General features: G+C 52.2%; 15 protein-coding genes. 6 read left to right on the top strand and 9 right to left on the bottom strand.

Going from position 1 to position 22,229, the window contains the following annotated elements; translation table 11 throughout:
- Positions 1–174 precede the first annotated feature (174 nt).
- Entirely contained in the window at positions 175–2,955 is a 2,781-nt protein-coding gene (locus tag VFG09_06870; GenBank protein HET6514868.1) for a filamentous hemagglutinin N-terminal domain-containing protein, read from the top strand.
- Positions 2,956–3,007: 52 nt separating this feature from the next.
- Positions 3,008–4,750, top strand: coding sequence for a ShlB/FhaC/HecB family hemolysin secretion/activation protein (locus VFG09_06865; GenBank protein ID HET6514867.1), 1,743 nt, complete (start codon positions 3,008–3,010; stop codon positions 4,748–4,750).
- A gap of 36 nt (positions 4,751–4,786) precedes the next feature.
- Here the strand turns inward: VFG09_06865 and VFG09_06860 are convergent, their stop codons facing one another.
- The 3 genes from VFG09_06860 to VFG09_06850 are packed head-to-tail and all read right to left on the bottom strand — an operon-like array spanning position 4,787 to position 9,771.
- Entirely contained in the window at positions 4,787–5,611 is an 825-nt protein-coding gene (locus tag VFG09_06860) for a DUF928 domain-containing protein (GenBank protein HET6514866.1), read from the bottom strand.
- On the bottom strand, positions 5,608–7,569 hold the full coding sequence (locus VFG09_06855; GenBank protein ID HET6514865.1) for an adenylate/guanylate cyclase domain-containing protein: 1,962 nt from the start codon (positions 7,567–7,569) through the stop codon (positions 5,608–5,610). The genes VFG09_06860 and VFG09_06855 overlap by 4 nt, the downstream gene beginning before the upstream one ends.
- A 15-nt stretch (positions 7,570–7,584) precedes the next feature.
- Entirely contained in the window at positions 7,585–9,771 is a 2,187-nt protein-coding gene (locus tag VFG09_06850; protein ID HET6514864.1) for a CHAT domain-containing protein, read from the bottom strand.
- A gap of 1,080 nt (positions 9,772–10,851) precedes the next feature.
- On the opposite strand from VFG09_06850, the gene VFG09_06845 reads away from it, so the two are divergent.
- Complete coding sequence (locus VFG09_06845) at positions 10,852–11,259, top strand: hypothetical protein (protein ID HET6514863.1); 408 nt, start codon at positions 10,852–10,854, stop codon at positions 11,257–11,259.
- A gap of 196 nt (positions 11,260–11,455) precedes the next feature.
- On the opposite strand, the gene VFG09_06840 is transcribed toward VFG09_06845, so the two are convergent.
- The 6 genes from VFG09_06840 to VFG09_06815 all read right to left on the bottom strand — a co-directional run bounded on the left by VFG09_06840 (position 11,456) and on the right by VFG09_06815 (position 18,570).
- A complete protein-coding gene (locus tag VFG09_06840; GenBank protein ID HET6514862.1) occupies positions 11,456–12,958 on the bottom strand; it encodes a 2-isopropylmalate synthase in 1,503 nt (500 codons plus the stop codon).
- Positions 12,936–13,733, bottom strand: coding sequence for a CDP-diacylglycerol--serine O-phosphatidyltransferase (gene pssA, locus VFG09_06835; GenBank protein ID HET6514861.1), 798 nt, complete (start codon positions 13,731–13,733; stop codon positions 12,936–12,938). Before pssA ends, VFG09_06840 begins: the two co-directional genes overlap by 23 nt.
- Before the next feature lie 129 nt (positions 13,734–13,862).
- Entirely contained in the window at positions 13,863–14,501 is a 639-nt protein-coding gene (locus tag VFG09_06830) for a phosphatidylserine decarboxylase family protein (protein HET6514860.1), read from the bottom strand.
- 103 nt (positions 14,502–14,604) lie between these two features.
- Entirely contained in the window at positions 14,605–15,621 is a 1,017-nt protein-coding gene (gene ilvC, locus VFG09_06825; protein ID HET6514859.1) for a ketol-acid reductoisomerase, read from the bottom strand.
- 145 nt (positions 15,622–15,766) lie between these two features.
- Entirely contained in the window at positions 15,767–17,341 is a 1,575-nt protein-coding gene (cimA, locus tag VFG09_06820; protein HET6514858.1) for a citramalate synthase, read from the bottom strand.
- 8 nt (positions 17,342–17,349) lie between these two features.
- The gene (locus VFG09_06815; GenBank protein ID HET6514857.1) at positions 17,350–18,570 is read right to left on the bottom strand and encodes an aspartate kinase; all 1,221 of its coding nucleotides are present in this window, start codon (positions 18,568–18,570) and stop codon (positions 17,350–17,352) included.
- A gap of 192 nt (positions 18,571–18,762) precedes the next feature.
- Here VFG09_06815 and VFG09_06810 point away from each other — a divergent pair, with 192 nt between their 5' ends.
- The 3 genes from VFG09_06810 to VFG09_06800 all read left to right on the top strand — a co-directional run bounded on the left by VFG09_06810 (position 18,763) and on the right by VFG09_06800 (position 22,215).
- The gene (locus VFG09_06810; protein HET6514856.1) at positions 18,763–19,311 is read left to right on the top strand and encodes a Slp family lipoprotein; all 549 of its coding nucleotides are present in this window, start codon (positions 18,763–18,765) and stop codon (positions 19,309–19,311) included.
- 233 nt (positions 19,312–19,544) lie between these two features.
- Complete coding sequence (locus VFG09_06805; protein ID HET6514855.1) at positions 19,545–20,861, top strand: pitrilysin family protein; 1,317 nt, start codon at positions 19,545–19,547, stop codon at positions 20,859–20,861.
- Entirely contained in the window at positions 20,851–22,215 is a 1,365-nt protein-coding gene (locus VFG09_06800; GenBank protein ID HET6514854.1) for a pitrilysin family protein, read from the top strand. The genes VFG09_06805 and VFG09_06800 overlap by 11 nt, the downstream gene beginning before the upstream one ends.
- The last annotated feature ends 14 nt before the right edge of the window (positions 22,216–22,229 follow it).

Genomic DNA, 22,229 nt, shown 5'->3' with positions numbered 1-22,229 from the left:
GGAAAAAGTTGACAAATGAACGGTAATGTGATAACAATTCAATAAAAGGCTATGTGAAAAGACAGTTGAACACCTTCGCGGGGAGGTGGAGGCAGCGGATCTTCAAAACAAGAAATCCAGGCTTTCGTATACTCGTCTTTCCTATTCTTCTGTCATGCAAGGGGGGGAAATGTCATGCATAAGAAAATCATTTTTTCGAAGCGTCCTCTGTTCGTAGTGTTTCTCAGGGGCTTTCTTGCCTCCTTGTCGGTGGCTGCTCTTTGCTCGTCGATCTTTGCCGAGATCATCCTCGACGGAAGCTTAGGAACGAAGGGCCCTCTTGCCGGGCCAAACTATCTCATTGGCTCTGACCTTGGACAGATCCACGGGAATAATCTGTTTCACAGCTTCAGCCAGTTCAATGTGCTTACGGGGGAGAGTGCGACCTTCAGCGGTCCCCAGACAGTCAAGAATGTCATCAGCCGGGTCACCGGAGGGAGCCTTTCTTCTATTGATGGACTTATCAGGTCAACCATTCCTGACGCAAACCTCTTTTTGCTAAACCCGAACGGCATTTTGTTCGGTCCCAAGGCGAGCCTCGATGTTGGCGGATCATTTCATGTTAGTACAGCCGACCTCTTGCGACTTTCGGACGGGGGGATTTATTATGCAAACCTCTCAAATAACAGCGTCCTGACGACTGCGCCGCCTTCTGCCTTTGGGTTTCTCAGCACAAAGCCGGCGTCGATCGAAATACAGCAAAGCGGCCTTCAAATCCCGACGGGTAAGACCTTGTCATTTGTAGGAGGTGATTTTACCTATTTGGGTGACCCCAAGCCAGGCTATCTCTGGGTCCCGAGCGGAAGGATAAACCTTGTGAGTGTAGCGTCTCCCGGAGAAGTGAGCCTCAATGATCTGAATACCGAATCTTTTTCAAAACTCGGGAACATAACGATGATCAACATACAAGGGCTTAACGTTCAGGGGAACAACATTGACACTGATCAGGCAGGGACCATCCTGATAAGGGGGGGCAGCATACTCATCAAGGACAGTTCTGTCGCCCTGAGGGGAAACCCGGGAGGAGTTCTGAGCATCATCGGGGAGCAGCTCCAGGTTGACGATTCTTTTATAAATGCAGCCACTCGTGGTCCGGTTGATCACCCCGGCAGATCTGTTGACATATCCATGACAGGCGACGTGCTTTTTACGAGGGGATCAGAGATAGCCTCTTCAAGCTTTGCCGGTGGTCGTGCGGGCAGCGTCAGAATAACTGCCAAGAATGTGCTCCTCGGTGATGAGGACCCTTCCATGAGTCCCTATGCGAGCAACGATTTTTACGGCGACATTGGTTCGCGGGCCTTTGCATCAGGCAACGCCGCGAACGTAGAGATTACGGCAACGGATAAATTCCTTGTTCAAAGCGGCTTCTTTATAGGCTCGCGGACGGTCAGCACCGGAAATGGTGGAGATGTCACGGTGCATGCACATACCGTAGAGGTGCTCAACAGCGGATACATCGATGCCTCAGCGCTTCAGGTCCAGGGGAACGAACTCAAGGGAAACGCTGGAAAACTAACCGTAGTCGCGGACGATGTTCTTCTCTCGGGCAAGAATGCCCAGGTTGGCTTTACCGGGCTCACGACGCAGACACAGGGAGCAGGAAACGCGGGATCGCTCAGCGTCTCGGCAAAGACAGTTCAGGTCTTGGATGGCGCGGAGATATCTGCTGCAGTTCTGGGGGGCCCGGGCCAGGGCTTACCGGTCAATGTGACTGCTGATACGATCGTCGTTGGAGGGATGAGTCCGGACGGAAACCGGGCAAACATTAACACCGTACTGGACGGCACGCAGGCATCAGGAAAGGGGGGAGACGTATCGATTACTTCCCACAATCTGGAGGTAAAGGACAGCGGATTCATCGGCAGTTTCCTCCAGAATAATGCGCCGGGAAACGCTGGTGATGTCCGCATCTCATCAGACAGCATCGATATCAGTAACAGGGGCTTCATCTCTGCTGCGGGATTCCTCGGCACAGGGAATGCCGGGAACATCGAAATAACGGCGTCAACCATAAAGATCACGGGTCTGAAAGAGACCTCTGACCCCCTCCAAAAGGATTTTACCGGATTGTCCGCTCTTACCAACGCAGGAGCCGGTGGAGATATCCGACTGAAAACCGGCAGTCTTCTCCTTGAGGACCATGGACTCATAAGCGCTTCATCGATCGGATCGGGAAAGGGTGGGAATATAGACGTTAGTGCCAGTACCGTCAATGTCTCGGCCAATTCGGGCATTCTTTCGACAGCAGCGGCTTCCGGCAATGGTGGCAATATAACGTTACAGGGAGGACTGGTGACCATTTCCGGAAAATCTACGATTTCATCAGAAAGCACTGGCACAGCCAATGCCGGAGACATAACGTTCAGGGCTTCCGACTCGGTGAGGGTGATCGAGAGCGTCGTAACGACAGAAGCGGCAAAGTCAGACGGAGGCAACATTAAGGTCGAGGCAGGTACTATGATCGAGCTGGTGAACAGTACAATCTCATCGAGTGTGGGCGGAGGGCCTCAGACCATCGGTGGTAATGTGGTAGTCGACTCACACCACGTCGTGCTCAACGACAGCCGCATCATCGCCAATGCCTTTGAAGGAAAGGGAGGGAACATCCGGATCAATGCAGATGTGTTCCTTGCTTCTCCTGAAAGCCTCGTGGATGCTTCCTCGGCCCTGGGGATTAACGGCACAGTCGACATTAAAGCAGCCATTGCGAGTATCAGCGGAACGCTGGTACCTATACAGAGTGGCTTTTTGAGGGACGAGGCGCTCCTTCGTGACCGGTGTGCGGAGCGTATCCGCGGAGAGAGAAGGAGCAGTCTTATCGTGAGCGGCCGCGACGGTATGCCCATATCGCCGGGAAGCGTCTTACCGAGCACTCTCTACCAGCTTCCCACGGGGGTGCAGCCGGTTCCCTGACAAGAAGGAGGAGGTTTGTGAGACCGGAAGTAATGGACGGCCGGACGAGTCTATGACGATTTCTCACGCTAAGGGCTATCGATACCATTCTGTCTTGTTTCACTGTCTTATCTATCTCATCGCTTGTGTAGCGACCACTTCCAGTTTCGCAGAGGGGATCCCCGGAGTCGACCGCACTGGTCGATCGAGTGAAAAACCTTTACCGTTGCCAAAAGAACTTCCTCCCCTTCCACCCGAGATTCAGGTCCCCCTTTCCACTCCAGGGCAAGAAAAAGAGCCGCTGTCGATGCTGCCCCGGGTCTTTGTGCGGGAAATCAGGGTAGTCGGAAGCACGGTTTTTTCTCAGGAAAGACTGGCTGAAGTCACCTCACCCTACCTGAATCGGGAACTGACCGATACCGACCTGGAATCGCTGAGACTTGCCCTTACAGTCTTATATATCAACAGTGGCTATATCAATTCGGGTGCGGTAATTCCTGATCAAACCGTGACTGCCGGGATAATCACTCTGCAGATCGTTGAAGGGAAATTGACGGATGTCGTGATTGAAGGGAACAGATGGTTTCGTTCCGATTACCTGAGGAACCGTCTCCTCTTGGGGATCGGAGCGCCTCTCAATATTTCAGATATCCAGGAGGGACTCCAGATCTTACAGCAGGATGACCGCATTAAGAATGTGAAGGCAGAGCTCAAGCCGGGTGTTCAGCGTGGTGAGGCTGTGCTCAAGGTCGAGATTCAGGAAGAAACTCCCTTCAAGGTCTTTCCCGAATACAACAACTACCAGTCCCCCACCGTCGGAGCAGAACAGTGGCTTACGACTGTTGTCCATCAGAATTTGACCGGCCATGGCGACATCCTGAGCTTCATGTACGGCGGATCAAGCGGGATCGAACCACAGATCGAGGCGAGTTATACACTGCCCTTCACAGAATACGATTCGACCCTGACCTTGCATTACAAGAAGAACAATTTTAGCGAAGTGCAGGAGCCCTTTAAATCTCTCGACATCGTGAGCAAATCCGACATTTACGGAATTACTCTCAGGCAGCCGGTGTACCGAACGGTCAATCATGAGATCGCCTTAGCTCTGACCGGTGAATACATTCGCAACAAGACATACTTAGATGGCGAGCCGTTCTCCTTCAACCTTGGGGCACAAAACGGAAAATCGACGGTCACGGCTCTCAGGTTTTCCCAGGAGTGGATATACCGCACACCGGCTCAAGTCATTGCACTTCGTTCCCGGTTCAGCCTCGGGATCGATGCCTTCGGGGCAACGACTAGCCCCTCAAACCTGCCTGACACCCAGTTTTTTTCATGGCTTGGCCAGTTTCAATGGGCACGACGTCTTCCGATACTCGATATGCAATCGATAGTCAGCATTGACTGGCAACTGGCCAACAAGTCACTGTTGCCCGTTGAAGAGATCGCTGTGGGAGGCAGGTACAGCGTCAGAGGGTACAGAGAGAATCAACTCGTCACGGACAACGCTCTCATCGCCTCCCTGGAAACCCGCATACCCATAATTCGAAACAGACCCTGGGCAAACTCCCTTGAGTTTGCCCAATTTGCCGATTTTGGCAGGGTGTGGAACACCGACTTTCCGACGCCCAGTCCAAGCACCATCGGCAGTGTCGGCTTAGGGCTTCGATGGGAATCGACCGTCAAATATCCCTTCACGTGGAAGCCCCAATTTGAATTCTATTGGGGCCTCGCCCTGAAGAAGATCCATAACCCCGATCACAATATCCAGGATGACGGGATCCATTTCCGGTTTGTCATTGCCGTGTTTTAGCCAACAGGATTAGTCCGTCGTCTCCCCTTCAAGGCATTATTTGGGCTGGACCCTCTGTTTCATCAAATCTTCGGTGACTTCCGTCAATCCCGCCTGCTCCAGTAAGGAAGCCCTCTGATTCCTGAGGTCAGGGTCATCGGGTCTGTCGTCAATCAGTTCTGAAAGCGCTGTCAGCGCATCGTACCAAATCCCTTCCTCGGCATAAATGAAAGGGACCGCTTCCTTCTTTGCCTGTCTCAATTTCACACGAACTGCATCAGAAAGCTCAACACGCTCGATCATGCCTCCGGAGAGAACGTCTTTGGAACGGCGGTCAGCGTCAGGGATCACCGCCACGAACCAGCGGTATTGTTTCCCCGGATCAATATATACGTCGTAATCCTTCAGTCGAATCTGCTGGATGCCAGGCCCGACGGGAGGGCTCAGGCGTTTTTCTGCGAGCGGATATATCGCCTCCTCCTCGATAACGGTCAGCTCAACGGGATAGGCAGTAAGTGTTGACAAATACCAATAAAGGGTCGGCTGTTCCTGAGACGTCAGTGCTACATGGTCTGGGACCAAAACCGACAGAGTGACCAATTGATCACCGATACCGCGCGTTCCTCCTCCGACACGCCCTTTCGGTGCGCCTCGCAGAGGAGGCTTATATACCGGCATGTTTGCGGAGACGAGCTGTTTCTTGTCTTGCAGAGCCGAATCTCCCCTGAATGTCTTTTCATGCTTGTCGTCCGTTTTTCTCTTCGTTGACGCAGTGCCTGCGTCATCTTTTTCTTCCTGACCGTTCGTCGCAAATACCGTCAAGGGAAAGAGCACGACGAATACCGCAATCAATGTCCAGATCACGAAACATCCTTTTCTCATAGTCTTCCCTCCTGACCGTTACTGTCTGGGTACCCGTTTGGCCGACCGAACAAGCGGAAGACCGCTATCCTCTGTTCCTTGCCCCGAAGACTCACGTCACCGACCTTTTCGGTTCTGAATCGGTTGTCGAGATAGTGTAATGTTGAATCTCCGATGAGAATCCGGCAAGGGTTCTCTATGGGATCAGAATCGCAATGGTCCTTATCGAAATTCTCAAGCCGAGATGCTACATTAATCGTGTCGCCAATGGTCGTGAATTTCAGTCGTTCCGAACTGCCTAAACTTCCCGCAACCACGGGACCGGTAAATATCCCTATGCGCATGCACGCCGTCGGAAGGTTCTCCCGGTGCCAGACAGAATTCAGTCGACTCATCTCTCTTTCCATAGCAAGGGCACAATTTACCGCGCTCAGGGCGTCCTTGGCTATTTCAGCCTCAGAAGTGCGGGGCAAGGGCACGCCGAAATCGGCCTTGAGACCGTCTCCGATGTAATCATCGACGACACCTCCATGTTCGATGACCAACCGGGCCATAGCCTCCAGATAGGTATTGAGCCAATTGATGAGCGTCTGAGGGTCAAGCTTTTCAGAGACGGCAGTAAACCCTTTCAGATCGGTAAATATCACTGTTACGATCAGCTTTTGAGAACGGAGCCGTCCGCCGTCGAGAAATTGTTCCCGTTCATTCCAGATGGTCTCAGCAACCTCCCGTGACACATGTTTCGAAAAAAGTTGCATCAAGAAAATCCGCTCCCTCTTTTCCTTGTTCGACATATAAGCGGTCACGACTGTGGAGGAGAATAACCATGCCATGACCGGAGGTATCAAAGGGATCCACCAGCTGTTCATTAATGCCAGATACCCTGAAAGCACGAGAATTAATATGCCCGCCGATGCAAGAATCGAGAAGCTCCAGGGAGAGCGGACCCTTGAGCCAATTACTCCACCCATGATGCCCCATATGACGATCCAAAGTCCTTCGCACCAATTCCCCTGCGCCGAGATAGGCCGACTCCCCTTCAGTGCAAACCTGAGCAATTGGCTTATGATATAACCATGTAACTCTATCCCTGTGATCTGCTGACTGAAGTGAAGTCCCCTGCTGTATGGTGTGTAGAAGAAATCCTTAACGCTCTCCGTTGCGGTTCCGATAAGAACGACCTTGTCCTTGAGAGCCTCTGCAGGAACTCTATCTGAGATGAGGGAAGCCAGTGCAAACGAACGGAAAGGTAACCGAGCACCCCGGAAATCGAGCAAAAACTGATAACCTCGCGCGTCAGATTCCACATAGGCGCCTTCATCATGTCCGAAAGGTGGAATCGTTGTTTTCCCGAGCCGGAGAAACTGTGGGTTCGATGCGTCAGGCTGTGGACGAATCCCTTCTTCCTTGAGATAGAGAAGGGCAACGCGCAGCGCGAAGGAGTAAAAGGTATTCTCACCATCGTCCAGGAAAAGGAGCCCCCGGCGGACTATGCCTCCGGGGTCCACAAGGATGTCATTGAAGCCGACCCGTTCCGTCTCCCTGAGCGCGGCGATGGGTAATATCCCATGCTCTTCTTTATCGCCGAATTTCATTACCGTTATGATATTCTCATTCCCGAGCAGGATCCTCTCCAGTTCGGAAGTCCCCGGTGGAATGGGCATGTCCCGGTAGATGTCCAGCCCTATCACGCGCGGCCGGCACCGGAGAAGCATCTCCAGAGCCCGAGCAACAGATGCGTCGGTGAGCGGCCATTGCCCGAGATCAGATATGTCATCCTCAGTGACCTTGATGAGGACAACAGGGGATTCTTGAGAAGATATCTGCGGCAGCGACCTCAGGGTCCAGTCGTACGCTATGAGTTCAATAGATTCCAGGGCACCGCTATTCCGTAAAGCGATAATACCGAGAGAAATGATTACCCCGATTATCAGACTCACAAGGAGTGGAGATTTGGTCACGTTACGCAGTGCGTTCATTTCCTATGGCCACGACTATAACCAGTTATTGATGAGAAGGAACGGAGACCAATAGCCGGGATGCTGATACCATGCATGACCGAGGAGTTTTCTCTGCGCATTTCGGAGAGCTGAGGTTCTCGAGACCGATGGATCCTGGAGTTGTCGATAAAACTCATCAACGAGAAGTGAGGCGGCCCGGTCATTGATGTGCCAGAGTGTCGCAAGGGCGCTTCTTGCACCGGCTTTGACTGCAACACCGGCGAGGCCAAGGGCCGCGCGGTCATCGCCTACGGCCGTTTCACAGGCGCTCAACGTCAACAATTCCAACGGTTCATTACGAAAACGGAAAAACCCAATAAATCGGTCAAGTTGGTCCATAGTCAGTTTGTCGTCGAAGGTGAGCAGAAAAGTCTTACTGATCTCGCTTTCAAATTGCCCATGGGAGGCGATATGCACGATCGAGAACTGCTTATCCTTCAGTTCCTTCTCCATGGAAGCGATAAGAAAATTCTGATTGAGGAGGATGTCACCCGGGTAGATGCCTCGAAGGGCCTGCAGTTCCGAAGATACATCCGGCAAGGGCGGGAATCCCTGCACAGCATCCGTAAGACCCGCTGCCAGCATCTTAATCTGCTCACGATTAAGGGCGCGGGGATCAGTGAGATTGAGACCGGGTGTGACCGCTATCGCATACTTCTCCACCAGGAATTCCTTGCCGTCATGAAGTGCTGCCATCGGAATCGTCCGGAGTGGACCATCAGGCACAAACACAAGGGTATCGGTAGTGACCTGTCGCAGGTCTGGCTCGAGAGGCCGGATAAGCAAGTCGTAAAGTCTTTGGGCATGGGGGAGATATTCCCTGGTAGTACGCTTCTCAAGTGTCGAGCGAAACTGCCTGACTTCCTGGGCAAGGGCACGTTCTCCAACACCCACAGAAATCCTCTTCAGGCCGCTCGGAAGGCTCACCAACAACTCGGTCCGGTCTTGAAGGACTATTGGATAGACCACGACCGCCGTCTTTGAGACGAGGTCAAGCCTTGTAATTCTTGTTCTTGCGACATCGAAGCAATCATCTTGAAAATAATCCCGCAATTCTGCAATCTTGAGCGACTCCACCGTCTCTCTGGCTTCAAGGAGATAAGGCTCATATTCCTCTTTTCCCTGCATCGCGGCCGCCCGCTGAAGGAGGAGATCAACGAACTCAAAATAGAGCGGTCCCACAGACTCACGGAATGATAGTTTTGTCCTTCCATAGCATTGTGACATCTCCTGGCGAATAGCCTGAAGAGTCTGCAGCGCATTTCTATACGCTGGAATTGCATCATCAATCTTCCCCATCGCCTTGAGCAGACGTCCGGCTTGCCACTGCCAAAGATAAAGCGATTCAGGTACGTTCACCAACTGGGCCGTAAATACTGCCCGATGGGTCAGCCCAAGGGCTTCCTCATATTGGCGTTCGTCCTCGTAAAGTTTTCCAAGATAACCCAAAGCATACGACTCCCCACGGAGATCACCAATCGCCTCTGCCGAACTCACCGCTAAGTGAAACATCTGAGAAGAGCGTTGCAAGAGGACGTCCTTCTCACCGGGAAGATGTGACCGAAGATCAGCATAGGTAAGACCGGCATTGATCAATGCGTATACCTTCTCATGAGAATCATCGAGCCCCCCGATAATGTCTGCTGTCCCATCGAGAAGTGTTTTTGCTTCCGAATACCGTCTTTCTTGAACCAATGCCATTGCGGCATTGGTGGCAGCTATGGCAGTCAATGAACGTTTATCGAACTTCGTCGCATAGGTTATGCTTTCTTGATAGGCGTCGCCGGCTTCACGATACTTTTTCTGAGTCATAAAAAGGTTTCCCAGGTTATTCAGGATTGTAGCCGACAGTCTGAAATCCTGCAATTCCTTCGCCATAGCAAGGCTTCTATTCAAATATTCATTGGCCTTGTCCTCTGGCCCTGTGGCGATATACACGTTACCGAGGCTGGCGAGGGCAGAGGCTATCCTCACGGCATCACCGGACTTCTGTGCAAGGATTTCAGCAGATTCGAGGCACCTGAGCGCCTCACGGGTCAGGCCAAGGGACTGATATGCCTGGGACAGAAAGACAAGCGCTTCGCTCTGTCTGCCGATCTCCTCTCTCTTTTCGTATAATTCTTCAGCTTCTTTCCAAAAGTGAACAGCCTCTTCAAATGCGCCTCGTTCGAAAGACCTCATGCCCTGCATCATCAATCTTTCCGACGAAGAATCATGTGACCCTGAAAGAGGCTCGGCTAACAACAACCGAGGACAGAACAGGAGGAGAGACCAAGCAGCAAAAAGTAACAGAACAGCTACGAGAAATCGTCTGTAAGCACTGAATGGATGGTGATAAAGCAATAATAAGATGCGATTGGCAAATGCATCATGAAGGCGCATGTAACCTCCCCCTTGGCGATATTCTAGTCCTCTTTTTCCTCTTTGTCAATTATGTGTATGGCTGCTTGGCTGCTACGGAACGGTGTCATTGGATTCTTCATCGACACATAATAGGGTAGCCTCATTTGTAGCCGCACTGCGGAATCTTGTTACCGGTAACCTTGACGGTCTGAAAGCATGGCGGTGGGGGCAGTTGGTATGCACATTAAAAGAGGTGTGAGTACTACGGTGCGGAAGTCTTCCCAAGAAAAGTTGGGCCTCCGTAACCCTCCTTTCTGAATATTATAGAAGATTCCAATAATTGAGCCTTTCCTTCCACCGAAACTGAACACTTTCGGAGAATCGGGAAAGACGTTAAGGACTGCCTCACACATGGCACGGGTAGCTTTGCCTGAATCTAGTCGAAGTAGTTCCGGGAAAAAAAGTCTCCTGAGAAAGGCTATATTCGCAAACACTCATCCTCATAGATTTAGAATACTGTTGATGTAATTGTTCGTTTCGCGCTCATAACTTTGCGATTGTAGAGCCTTTCTTTCCGATTTCCGAGATGAACATCATAAGAGTTCCTTACATTTCATTAAGCTAAAACTACAATCATAAATAGCTTTGATGGGTATAGTTTCAAGTTGACAAAGGCATGTTTTTCTGGTACAACTTGATCAATTAGAGGCGTTTCCGACAAAGCCAAAAATAACTGCCGAAGGATAGATATTCGGACAGGAACAAACCGCCTGTAAGTGTAAAGCTCGGAACCACTGAATAGTTGCTAAGAGAAGGGAGGGAAAGTAGGAATAACTTATTTATCAGAAATGGCTATCGCTTATTTTACAAGCAGACTAGGGAGTAAAAGAAAAAATATCTCAGGAGGGCACAATCGTTATGAAAAAAGTATTATTGGTCTTAGTGCTGTTTGGTTTGCTGTCAGTAGTTACCACCGTACATGCTGCCGATGCTGACGGAGTCTGGATATGTTCGGATCAAAATTGCCCGGTGGTTGCCATGTCAAGAGTGAACGGAGGGGCTATACTTTTTACGATGTTGGATTTATGGGGAGGGTATATGGCTGATTGGTGGCCCCTTTTCGGACCGTTTGATGGCACGACTGCTCAGTTATCTTTGATACTCACTAGTGAAGCAAACGGTAATATAGCAAAGTCGTTTACTGGGACATTCACCCTGACATCACCCACCAGTGCCAGTCTGACACTAACAAGCTGCACTGACTATCCTCAACAGAATAATTGTGCCCCAGTTGGTGCCGTTCGAAATTTTTCAAAAATATTTTGAATGATTTGATTCCCAGATTCTGAGGGTCTACGACCGGAAAGCAACAGATTCAGGACATCGAAACTGTTGCGCGATACAGGAAAAAGTCGCGTTCTCTTACTTACGAGATTTCTGCGTCTGTTAGGTACCGAAGTTTATATTTTGCCTCATAACGGGTAAATAGGCATCAGATCCCGGATTCGACGAAGGTGTCGGTCTATTTCTTCCGAGCGGCCAGTTTGTTCAAAGCGTTGATGTAAGCCTTTGCAGAAGCTACGAGGATATCGGTATCAGCCCCTTGCCCCCTCACCTTCACACCGTCTTCCTCGAGAGAGACCATGACCTCGCCGAGGGCGTCGGTCCCGCCGGTAATGCCCTTGACCTCAAACTTCAAGAGACTGCTCTTTGTCTTCGTGATGGCGGCAATCGCCTTGTACACCGCATCCACAGGGCCGTCTCCGTGTTCAATCCTGTCTATGACTTCACCGTTTACTTTCAGTCTCAGAGAGGCCGTCGGCTTTATAGTCGTACCGCTTGTTATTGAAAGCTCAACGAGACCATAGATCTCAGGGATCTTCGAAACCTCCTCAGAGACGAGGGCTGCGACATCCTCGTCAAAGATATCCTTCTTCTGGTCCGCAAGGTGTTTGAACTTCTTGAAGGCCGTCTCTATCTCTTCGGTGCTGAGTTCGTATCCGAGTTCATGGAGCCGTTCCTTGAATGCATGCCTGCCTGAATGCTTTCCGAGCACGAGCTCCGTCTGTTTCAGTCCGACATCTTCGGGCCGCATGATCTCGTAAGTCATCTTCTCCTTCAAAAGCCCGTCCTGATGGATGCCTGATTCATGGGAAAAGGCGTTTGCTCCCACAATCGCCTTGTTCGGCTGCACCGTGATCCCCGTAATCCTGGTGAGAAGCCTGCTCGTGCGGATGATCTCTCGCGTATTGATATTCGTTCTGGCCTGGTAAAAGTCCTTTCGCGTTGCGAGGTTCATCACGACCTCTTCCATGGAACAGTTCCCGGCCCGCTCTCCTATGCCGTTTATGGTACATTCAACCTGTCCTGCCCCGTTCTTGATGGCCGAGAGTGAATTCGCAACAGCGAGACCGAGGTCGTTATGACAATGGACGGAGATTACCGCCCTGTCCCCGATCCGTTCCTTAACCTTCCTGATCATGTCGCCGAATTCAGCGGGAGTGGTATATCCGACGGTGTCAGGGATATTGACCGTGGAAGCGCCGGCCTCGATTACTGCCTCGACAACATCGAGGAGGTAGGGTATTTCCGTTCTCGTCGCATCCATGGGAGAAAACTCGACATCCTCTGCAAGACTCCGTGCAAGCTTCACCATCTCGACGGATCTCTTCAGGGCCTCTTCTCGGCTTACCCTGAATTGATATTTCAGGTGGATATCCGATGTCGAGTGAAACGTATGGATGCGCTTCTGAGGGGCATCTTTTATCGCCTCCCAGGCTGTCCTGATGTCTTCTTCCTTTGCCCTCGCAAGTCCGGCAATGGTCGCTCCCCGTATCTCTGCGGCAATCCGTTTCACTGCGTCAAAATCGCCGGGTGACGCTATGGGAAAGCCGGCCTCGATGATATCCACGCCTAATTTCACGAGCTGCTTTGCCACCTGAAGTTTTTCATCCACATTCATGGATGCGCCCGGCGACTGTTCGCCGTCACGGAGGGTGGTATCAAATATCCTGACGAGTCTCATTGATCTCGGCTCCTTCGAGTTGTTCTTTCTTCTTCAACCTTCTCTTCCTCATGAACAACACACTATTTTCGATTATACCCCAAAGGAGGTATGACATTGCAAAGATGAAGATCGCCGTCGAGGGATGAATGAGCATAATGAAGAGGATCAGCACGAAGACGATAAGGAACCAGAAGGGTTTTTTCTCCCTGAAGTCGATCTCCTTCAGCCCGTGATATCTGAGCGTGCTCACCATGAGCAACGAGAGGATGATGGTAATGATCGGGTAGAAGATGTTCGTCTCAGGCAATCCAGTCCTGAACTCGTAATAGAAAATGACGATCGTCGAGAGGATTGTCGCGGCTGCGGGTATCGGCATTCCTTTGAAAGACTTCGGTCCTGGGGCCCCTGTCTGGATATTGAACCGCGCAAGTCTCAGTGCGCCGCATGCAACGAAGAGGAAGGCCGCCCCCCAGCCGAGCCTCCCGAAAGGGGTCAGTGCCCATTTGTACATCATGACAGCAGGAGCCACACCGAAGGCTACGAGATCGGAGAGTGAGTCGAGTTCTATACCGAATCTTGTCGATGTGTTCGTCAAACGGGCGATCCATCCGTCAAGGCCGTCAAAGATGTTTGCGAGAAGCACTGCCCAGGCCGCATTGAGGAAGTTGCCGTTTATGGCAGACATGATGGCAAAGAATCCGCAGAACATCCCGCAGAGGGTGAGGGTATTGGGCAGAAGGTAAATACCCTTCTTCGGCCGCTCGGTCATATCCTTTCTCTGTTCAGGTGCCATCGTACCTTACCATCATTATAGTAGAAACAGACAACTCCGTACCACAGTCACCTCAATGTCCGGACCGGTAATATTCTTGAAGTTGATAAGCCTGGGGGGAGGAGGCGGTTTCTCCAGTCTCCCTGCTCCTCAGAAGGTCCGCTGCGGAATCTCCCCCAAGATCGTCTCTCCAGCCTTCACCCTGTCTCCCAATGTGACCATGATCCGTGTCTCCTTCGGAACGTAGACATCGAGCCTTGAACTGAACTTTATGATCCCGTAACGTTCACCCCTCCGGAGGGGGGCCCCTTCTCTTACCCTGCAGACCGCGCGTCTGGCAAGGAATCCCGCGACCTGACGAACGAGGATTCCGCCGTAGGCCGTCCTGAGGACCATCGCAATATTCTCGTTCTGAAGGGATGCCTCGTGCTTGAAGGCAGAAAGGAATCTTCCGCTCGTATGCACCACGGATTCGACGACGCCGTCGCATGGCGCCCTGTTGACGTGGACATTCAACGGTGACATAAAGATGCTGATCTCGACTGCCTCGCCCCTGAGAAACTGGTCTTCACGCACCTGCTGAATCAGGATCACCTTACCGTCTGCAGGAGATACCAGGGCGTTCTCCTTTTCAGGAATTGCCCTCTCAGGGTCTCTGAAAAAATAGGCCATGAAAAAGGTCAGGAGAAGGGGCAGCACAGCAGCCCACGGCGCAAAGAGGGCGACGAGGACCGTAATAACGAGGAACCCCAGAATAAAGGGATAGCCTTCGGGAGCGAATTTAAGCATATGCCGATAAGAGCTCAGGGCAAAGGCTATGGTGAAGGCTGAAAAGAAATCAGTCCGGTCTTAACCCCATCATTGGCCTTTACCTCAAACGCAACCTCCTGTTTCATGCCTTTGACTTGTCTACGAGCTTTCCCTTCTTGAGCCACGGCATCATCGCCCTCAACCTGCCTCCGACCTCTTCAATGGGATGGGCCTCGCCCTTTCGCGTCAACGCATTGAAAACCGGCTTGTTCGCCTTGCACTCCAGAATCCACTCCCTGGCAAAGACGCCATCCTGTATCTCCCCGAGGATCTTCTTCATCTCCCGCTTCGTCTCTTCCGTGACGATCCGGGGACCTCTCGTGAGATCGCCGTACTGGGCCGTGTTGCTTATGGAATATCTCATGTTCGAGATGCCGCCTTCGTAGATGAGGTCGACAATGAGCTTCACCTCATGGAGGCATTCAAAATACGCCATCTCCGGAGCATAACCGGCTTCAACAAGGGTCTCGAACCCGGCCTGGATGAGCGAGGTGATCCCGCCGCAGAGCACTGCCTGTTCTCCGAAAAGATCGGTCTCTGTCTCTTCCCTGAAGGTCGTTTCTATGATGCCCGCTCTCCCTCCGCCTATGGCGGATGCGTAGGCAAGGGCGATATCCTTGGTATTCCGGGAGGGGTCCTGGTGTATCGCAATCAAACAGGGCACACCGCTGCCCTTCGTATATTCGGACCTCACAAGGTGTCCCGGTCCTTTCGGAGCAGCCATGAAGACATTTGTCTCGGCGGGCGGGACGATCTGCCCGAAGTGGATGTTGAACCCGTGGGCAAAGGCAAGGTATGCGCCTCTCTTCATGTTCGGCCCTATCTCCGTCTTAAACACGTCACCCTGGAATTCGTCGGGGAGGAGGATCATGATGATGTCGGCGACCTTTGCCGCCTCCGAAGGTGTCATAACCGTAAAGCCAGCAGCCGCCGCCTTGTCCCAGCTCGATCCCTTTCTGAGACCGATCATGACATCCATTCCGCTGTCCCTGAGGTTGTTCGCATGGGCATGACCCTGGCTTCCGTATCCCATGATACATATCTTCCTTCCCTTAAGAATGTCGAGCTGGGCATCCTTGTCATAGTAAACAGTAATCATTCGTTCCTCCTTCTTTTGATAATATCAGGTCGGTCTTTACTTTAACTTGCCTAAAACACGAGCTCCGGGGAAGGCAGGTAATAATATGGGACCGCATTATAAAAGACTTTGAGGCGTGCCTGCCTTCCTTTCTCAATGCAACTGGTTACAGTCCTTCTTTCAGAAGCTTATATTCAATGCTGTCAACGAGTGCCTGGTACGATGCTTCAATGATATTTTCTGAAACGCCTACCGTCCCCCACCGGTTCTCTCTGTCACCGGACTCGACAAGAACGCGAACCTTGGCGCTCGTGCCTTTCCCCGCGGTCAACACCCGGACCTTATAATCGAGGAGCCGGACATCCTTGAGCTGCCGGGAATACGATTTATCGAGGGCCTTTCTCAGGGCCTTGTCAATGGCATTGACAGGGCCCTTCTTACTCTCGGCAACGGTATGTTCGATATCATTTGCGATCTTGAGTTTTATCGTAGCCTCGCTGATCGGTTCTTCTTTCTTCGTCCTCTTCTCAACGATCACCCTGAACTCGATAAGGTCAAAAAACCTCCTGTGAAGGCCGAGGGCCTTTTTCATGATGAGCTCGAAAGACGCCTCTGCCCCCTCAAACTGATACCCCTGATTCTCCAGGTCCTTCAGCTTCGTGACTATTTCCTGGAGCTGCGGAGAATCGCTCGACAGTTTTATCCCGAATTCCTCAGCCTTCCTCAGGATATTGCTCTTGCCGGCCTGGTCCGATAAAAGGACCCGCTGGGTATTCCCCACGAGTTCGGGTACGATATGTTCGTATGTCTCAGGTCGCTTCCTGATGGCGCTCACATGCATCCCTGCCTTGTGGGCAAAGGCACTGTCTCCGGTGTACGGCTGATGCTTGAAGTGCCTCAGGTTCGCGATCTCGTAAACAAATCTCGAGATGTCCCTGAGCTTTTTCAACTGTTCAGGGCTGATGCACTGCATCCCGAACTTCAGCTGGAGGTTCGGTATGATTGAGACGAGATTTGCGTTGCCGCACCGCTCTCCAAAGCCATTGATCGTCCCCTGGACCTGGGATGCGCCTTCCTCAACAGCCACAACGGAGTTTGCCACAGCGCAATCACCATCATTATGCACGTGGATCCCGATGGGCGCGCTGAATTTCTTCGTTACCGTTCTTACGACCTTCTTGATGCTCGATGTCATCATCCCTCCATTCGTGTCGCAAAGGACGAGACAATCTGCCCCAGCGTGGAGGGCAGCGGCAAGACACTTGACGGCGTATTCGGGATTTCTTATGTACCCGTCAAAGAAATGTTCTGCGTCAAAGAAGACCTTTTCCGCGTGTCTCTTCAGGTAGGTTACAGAGTCGTGTATGATCTCGATGTTCTCTTCGAGTTCTATCTTCAGCGCCTCTCTGACATGAAAGTCCCAGGTCTTCCCATATATGGTTATTATGGAGGTGTTGGCGTCGATGAGGCCTCTCAGCGTCTCATCGTTCTCGGGTCTCTTTTTCGGTTTATGAGTTGCACCAAAGGCGACGATCTTCGCATTTCGCAACCGTAACCTGTCGACCCTCTTGAAATACTCCAGGTCCTTGGGGTTGGCGCCGGGCCATCCCCCTTCGATATAGTGCACTCCGAGCTCGTCGAGCTTCTCGGTGATCCGCAGCTTGTCCTCCAGGGAGAGGGATATCTCCTCTGCCTGTGAGCCGTCCCTCAGGGTTGTATCATAGATCTCGATACGACGCATCGCCTTCCTTATCCCTTTGCCGAAAGGCCGAAGGCATCATGCAGGACCCTTACGGCAAGCTCGGTATATTTCGCCTCTATGATGCACGACACCTTGACCTCAGAGGTGCTTATCATCATGATGTTCACTCCGTGCCTGGCGAGGGTTTCGAACATCTTTGCGGCGACACCGGAATGGGTCCTCATGCCGACACCCACGATCGATATCTTCGCGATATCTTCTCTCAGGGTGACGCCCTTTGCGCCGAAACCCTTTCCGATCTCCTCGCTGAGTTTTACCGCCTTCTTGCTGTCCGTCTTCGGCACGGTAAAGGAGATGTCCGTCGCCTTTCCGTCGCTGCCCACATTCTGGACGATCATATCAACGACGATGCCGGCATCGGCGATCCCCTTGAAGAGTTGAGCTGCGATCCCGGGCTTGTCGGGAACCCCTGCCACCGTGATCTTGGCCTGGTTTTTGTCGTATGCAACTCCTGATACCACAACCTCTTCCATATCAGCATCCTCCTTGGTAACGAGGGTTCCGGGATTATTATTAAAGCTTGACCTCACAACCACAGGCACCTCATATTTCATGGCGAACTCCACAGACCTTGTCTGGAGCACCTTTGCGCCAAGACTCGCCAGTTCGAGCATCTCCTCATAGGAGATCTTCTCCAGTTTCCTCGCCTCGGGGACGATATTGGGGTCTGTGGTATAGACTCCGTCGACATCGGTATAGATTTCGCAGGCGTCCGCATCCAAGGCCGCAGCCACGGCAACAGCAGAGAGGTCGGAGCCGCCTCTTCCGAGTGTCGTGACGTCCTCATTCTCGGTGATCCCCTGGAAGCCTGCGATAACAATGACATATCCTCCGTCAAGGGCCTGCTTTACCCGCTCTCCCGTTATCTTCTCGATCTTTGCCTTCGTATGAACGGCATCGGTTATGATCCCCACCTGTCTGCCGGTGAAGGCCATGGCCTTCTGACCGAGTTCCTCAATGGCCATAGCCGTGAGGGCGCTCGTGATCCTTTCCCCCGATGAAAGGAGGAGATCCATCTCCCGCTCCGGGGGATTGGAGGAGACCTGGTGGGCAAGGCTGATTAATTTGTCTGTCTCGCCGGCCATGGCAGAGACCACGACCACAATCCTGTGCCCCTCCCGTGCGGTCCCCACGACACGTTCCGCAACGGCTTTTATCCTCTCCACATTGGCAACAGATGTGCCGCCGTATTTCTGGACAATCAGCATAGAACCGGAACCTCCTTAGCGGTGCCGAATAAATTCGTTTTTGCTGCGCAGCCGGATCAGGTTAGAGCGAATGTACTATAACACGGACAAGCCCGTCGCCTCAATCCCAAGGGAGACCTGACAGGGTCTCTGATCTCTTCTCTGCAGAGGAAATTGCCTTGACATCTTCCCTCAATGAAGTAAACTGAAATCATGAGGAAGCCGTTAATCATCATTGTCTTCGTCCTCTCGGCGTCTCTTCTCTCCTGTGCCCCTGTCCTGAGAAAGGACCTTATGGAAAGCGCCATCCGGGACTTCTCCATGAACGAGCTGAGGAAGAATCCCGGCCCATATCAGGGGAAGCTTTTTGTCTTCGGCGGAATAATCGCTCAGACAAAGATCACTTCTGAAGGGTCGCTCATCGAGGCGCTCTCTGTTCGTGTAGATCCACGGGGCTATCTGAAGGGGTTCGGGCCCTCAGACGGGAGGTTTCTGGCCCTCTATCCAAAGGAACAGGGATTCCTCGATCCCCTGATCTACAGTCAGGGAAGAGAGGTTACCCTCGCAGCGGAGTTCATCGGAACGCGAGAGGGCACAATCGATGAGGCAGCATATCTTTTCCCCTTCTTTGCAATAAAGGACCTCTACCTCTGGGCGCAATGGTACTCCTATCCCTGGCCGCCATACTATTATTACGCTCCTTACTACCCGTACTACGGAGACCCCTTTTATCGCTATCCCTATTACCCCTATTGGTGGTGATCTCAGGCGATGATTGATCGTAAGGGAGTATTAACCACCGAGACGCAGAGGCACTGAGCTGACAAACAAGAGAAAAGCTCAGAGCGTGTGATTCACCCAGGTGGTAATAGAGACGTGTTCGACAGATAGTTGGTATCTCCGAGTCTCTCTGTGGTGAAGGACCTGCCCTTTTTCGGGTTCGTATGTTTGTCAGCACTCCCCGGTTTTTGGTATAGTTATTCATGAAAAGATTCATGATGATTCTTCTCTTAACGGTGGCGATCCTTCTCCCGGTGTCTCCTGTCCTCTCTGCCGGCGTAGAAGAATATCACCTCGATAACGGCCTGAAGGTACTCGTCAGCGAGGACCATAAGGTGCCGCTGGCGACCTTCCAGATCTGGTACCGGGTCGGTTCGAGAGATGAAGTATCGGGGAAATCAGGATTAAGCCACTTCCTCGAACACATGATGTTCAAGGGGACTCCAAAGTACGGTTCAAAGGTCTTTTCCAAGCTCGTCCAGAGAAACGGCGGTGTTGACAACGCCATGACCTCCAAAGATTACACCATGTATTTCCAGACCCTCGCCTCGGACAGGATCGGTCTCTCCATCGACCTTGAATCGGACAGGATGATCAACCTCATTCTGGACCCAAAGGAGACCCTGGCGGAAAGGGATGTTGTGATGGAAGAGCGGAGGCTCCGCTATGACGATGATCCCCAGAACGCCCTCTATGAAGAATTCGTTGCCACTGCGTTCATGAGCCATCCTTACCGCAGACCGGTCATCGGCTGGATGTCCGACATCCGGTCGTTCCAAAGGGACGACCTTTACAGCCATTACAAGAAATACTATGCCCCGGACAATGCCTTCATCGTGGTAGCGGGAGATGTAAGGGCCGACGAGATCATGAGGAAGATCAAGGCAGCTTTTGGAGATATGAAGAAGAGCGGTGTCCAGGAACCGACAGTCTCCCAGGAGCCGGTCCAGAGGGGTGAAAAAAGGATCAATCTCAAGAAAGAGGCGGAACTGCCCTATGTTCTCCTTGGGTATCATACGCCGAGTTTTCCTCACGGAGACAGCTCGGGACTGGAGGTCTTGAGTACGATTCTTTCAGGAGGCAAGAGTTCAAGGATCTACAGAGAACTGATCTATGAAAAGAAGCTGGCCCTGAACGCCGGTGCTGACTACAGCGGGATGGACAGAGACCCCTTCCTTTTTCTGTTGTGGGGGACTGCTGCGCCGGGGAGGGAGATATCGGATCTCGAGCAGGCCCTCACTGCTGAGATCGAGAAGATCAAGAATAACCCTCCTTCCGAAAAAGAGGTGCAGAAGGCCAAGAACCAGATCGAGGCGTCCTTTATCTTCGGGCAGGACTCCCTCTACCGGCAGGCCATGCAGCTGGGCATGTTCGAGGTCTTGGGCGGCTGGAAGCTGATTGATTCCTATCTCGAAGGGATCAGGAAGGTGAAGCCTGCTGACGTGCAGAGGGTAGCTCAGAAATATCTGACTGAAGACAACAGGACCGTCGGGGTGCTCGTGCCGCTTAAGGAAGGGGAAAGTGAAAAGTGAAAAGGTGAAAAAGAAGCAGGGCGCACTCTTCATCTTCGTGGCGCTGCTCATCACTGCTCATCTGCTCCTTCTGAGCGATGCCTTCGGCCTCGATGTGAAGAGGACGACGCTTCCGAACGGCTTGTTGGTCCTCCATGTGGAGCGGCACAATCTGCCCATCGTGATGGCCACGCTTCTCGTGAAGGCAAGTCCTCTCCACGAGACTCCTGACAAGGCGGGCCTCGCAAACCTGACGGCTGAGCTTCTTACGGAGGGCACGAAAAAGCGCACGTCGAATGAAATCAGCGAGGAGATAGAATTCATCGGCGCGTCCCTTGGGATGTCAACGGACGATGATTTTACCACCATCACCCTCTCTGTCCTGAAGAAAGACGTGGAAAAGGGGTTCGAACTCCTGTCCGACGTCCTCCTCAACCCCACGTTCCCTGAAGAAGAGATCAAACGGAGTAAGGAAGTCCTGAAGGGCTCCCTGAGACAGAGCGAAGAAGACCCGTCCTTCCTCGCGTCGCGGGCCTTCAAGAAGGCGGTCTTCGGCGACCTCCCTTACGGAAGGCTCGTGCGAGGGAGCATTGAAACCGTCGACGCCATCAGGAAAGGGGATATCGAGAAGTTCTACGGACTTTTCTACAGGCCGAACAACGCCATCCTCGCTGTCGTCGGGGATATCAGCGATGCCGAGTTAACGGGCCTTATCGACCGCTTTCTCTCTGAATGGAAGCCTGCCGAAATTCCACAGGGGGTGACGGTCCAGAAAGGGAAGCACGAAAAGAAGACGGTCCTCATTGACAGGGACCTGACCCAGGCAAATATCCTCCTCGGGCATGAGGGGATAAGCAGGAACAATCCTGACTACTATGCCGTCTCGGTCATGAACTATATCCTCGGGGGTGGAGGGTTTTCATCGAGACTGATGGAGACTGTCCGAGACGAACTTGGACTTGCCTATGATATCCACAGTCTCTTCCAGCCCGACAAATACGCCGGTCTCTTTGAAGTGGGCGTCCAGACAAAGAATGCCTCGGCGAATATGGTCATTTCCGAAGCGTTGAAGCAGATCGGAAGGATTCGGTCCGAACCGGTTTCGGATCAGGAACTCGATGACGCAAAGGCGTACATGACCGGGAGCTTTCCGAGGAGGCTCGAGACGAACAGGAAGATTGCCGATTTTGTGGCCGGCGTCGAATTTTACGGCCTCGGCGACGACTATGTTGAGAAATATCCCCGGTATATAAAGGCGGTCACGAAGGATGACGTGCTCAGGGCTGCCAGAAAATATCTCGATCCCGAAAACTACGTGCTCGTTGTTGTTGCGAAGCAGTCCGAGGCAAAGGTAGAAGCACAAGGGCCGAAGTGAAAAAGGTCTGTCCC

It is taken from the genome of Thermodesulfovibrionales bacterium, assembly GCA_035686305.1.
Taxonomy (GTDB): Bacteria; Nitrospirota; Thermodesulfovibrionia; order Thermodesulfovibrionales; family UBA9159; genus DASRZP01.
The sequence above is the reverse complement of the archived record's forward strand: the minus strand, read 5'-3'. Positions and strand labels throughout refer to the sequence as shown.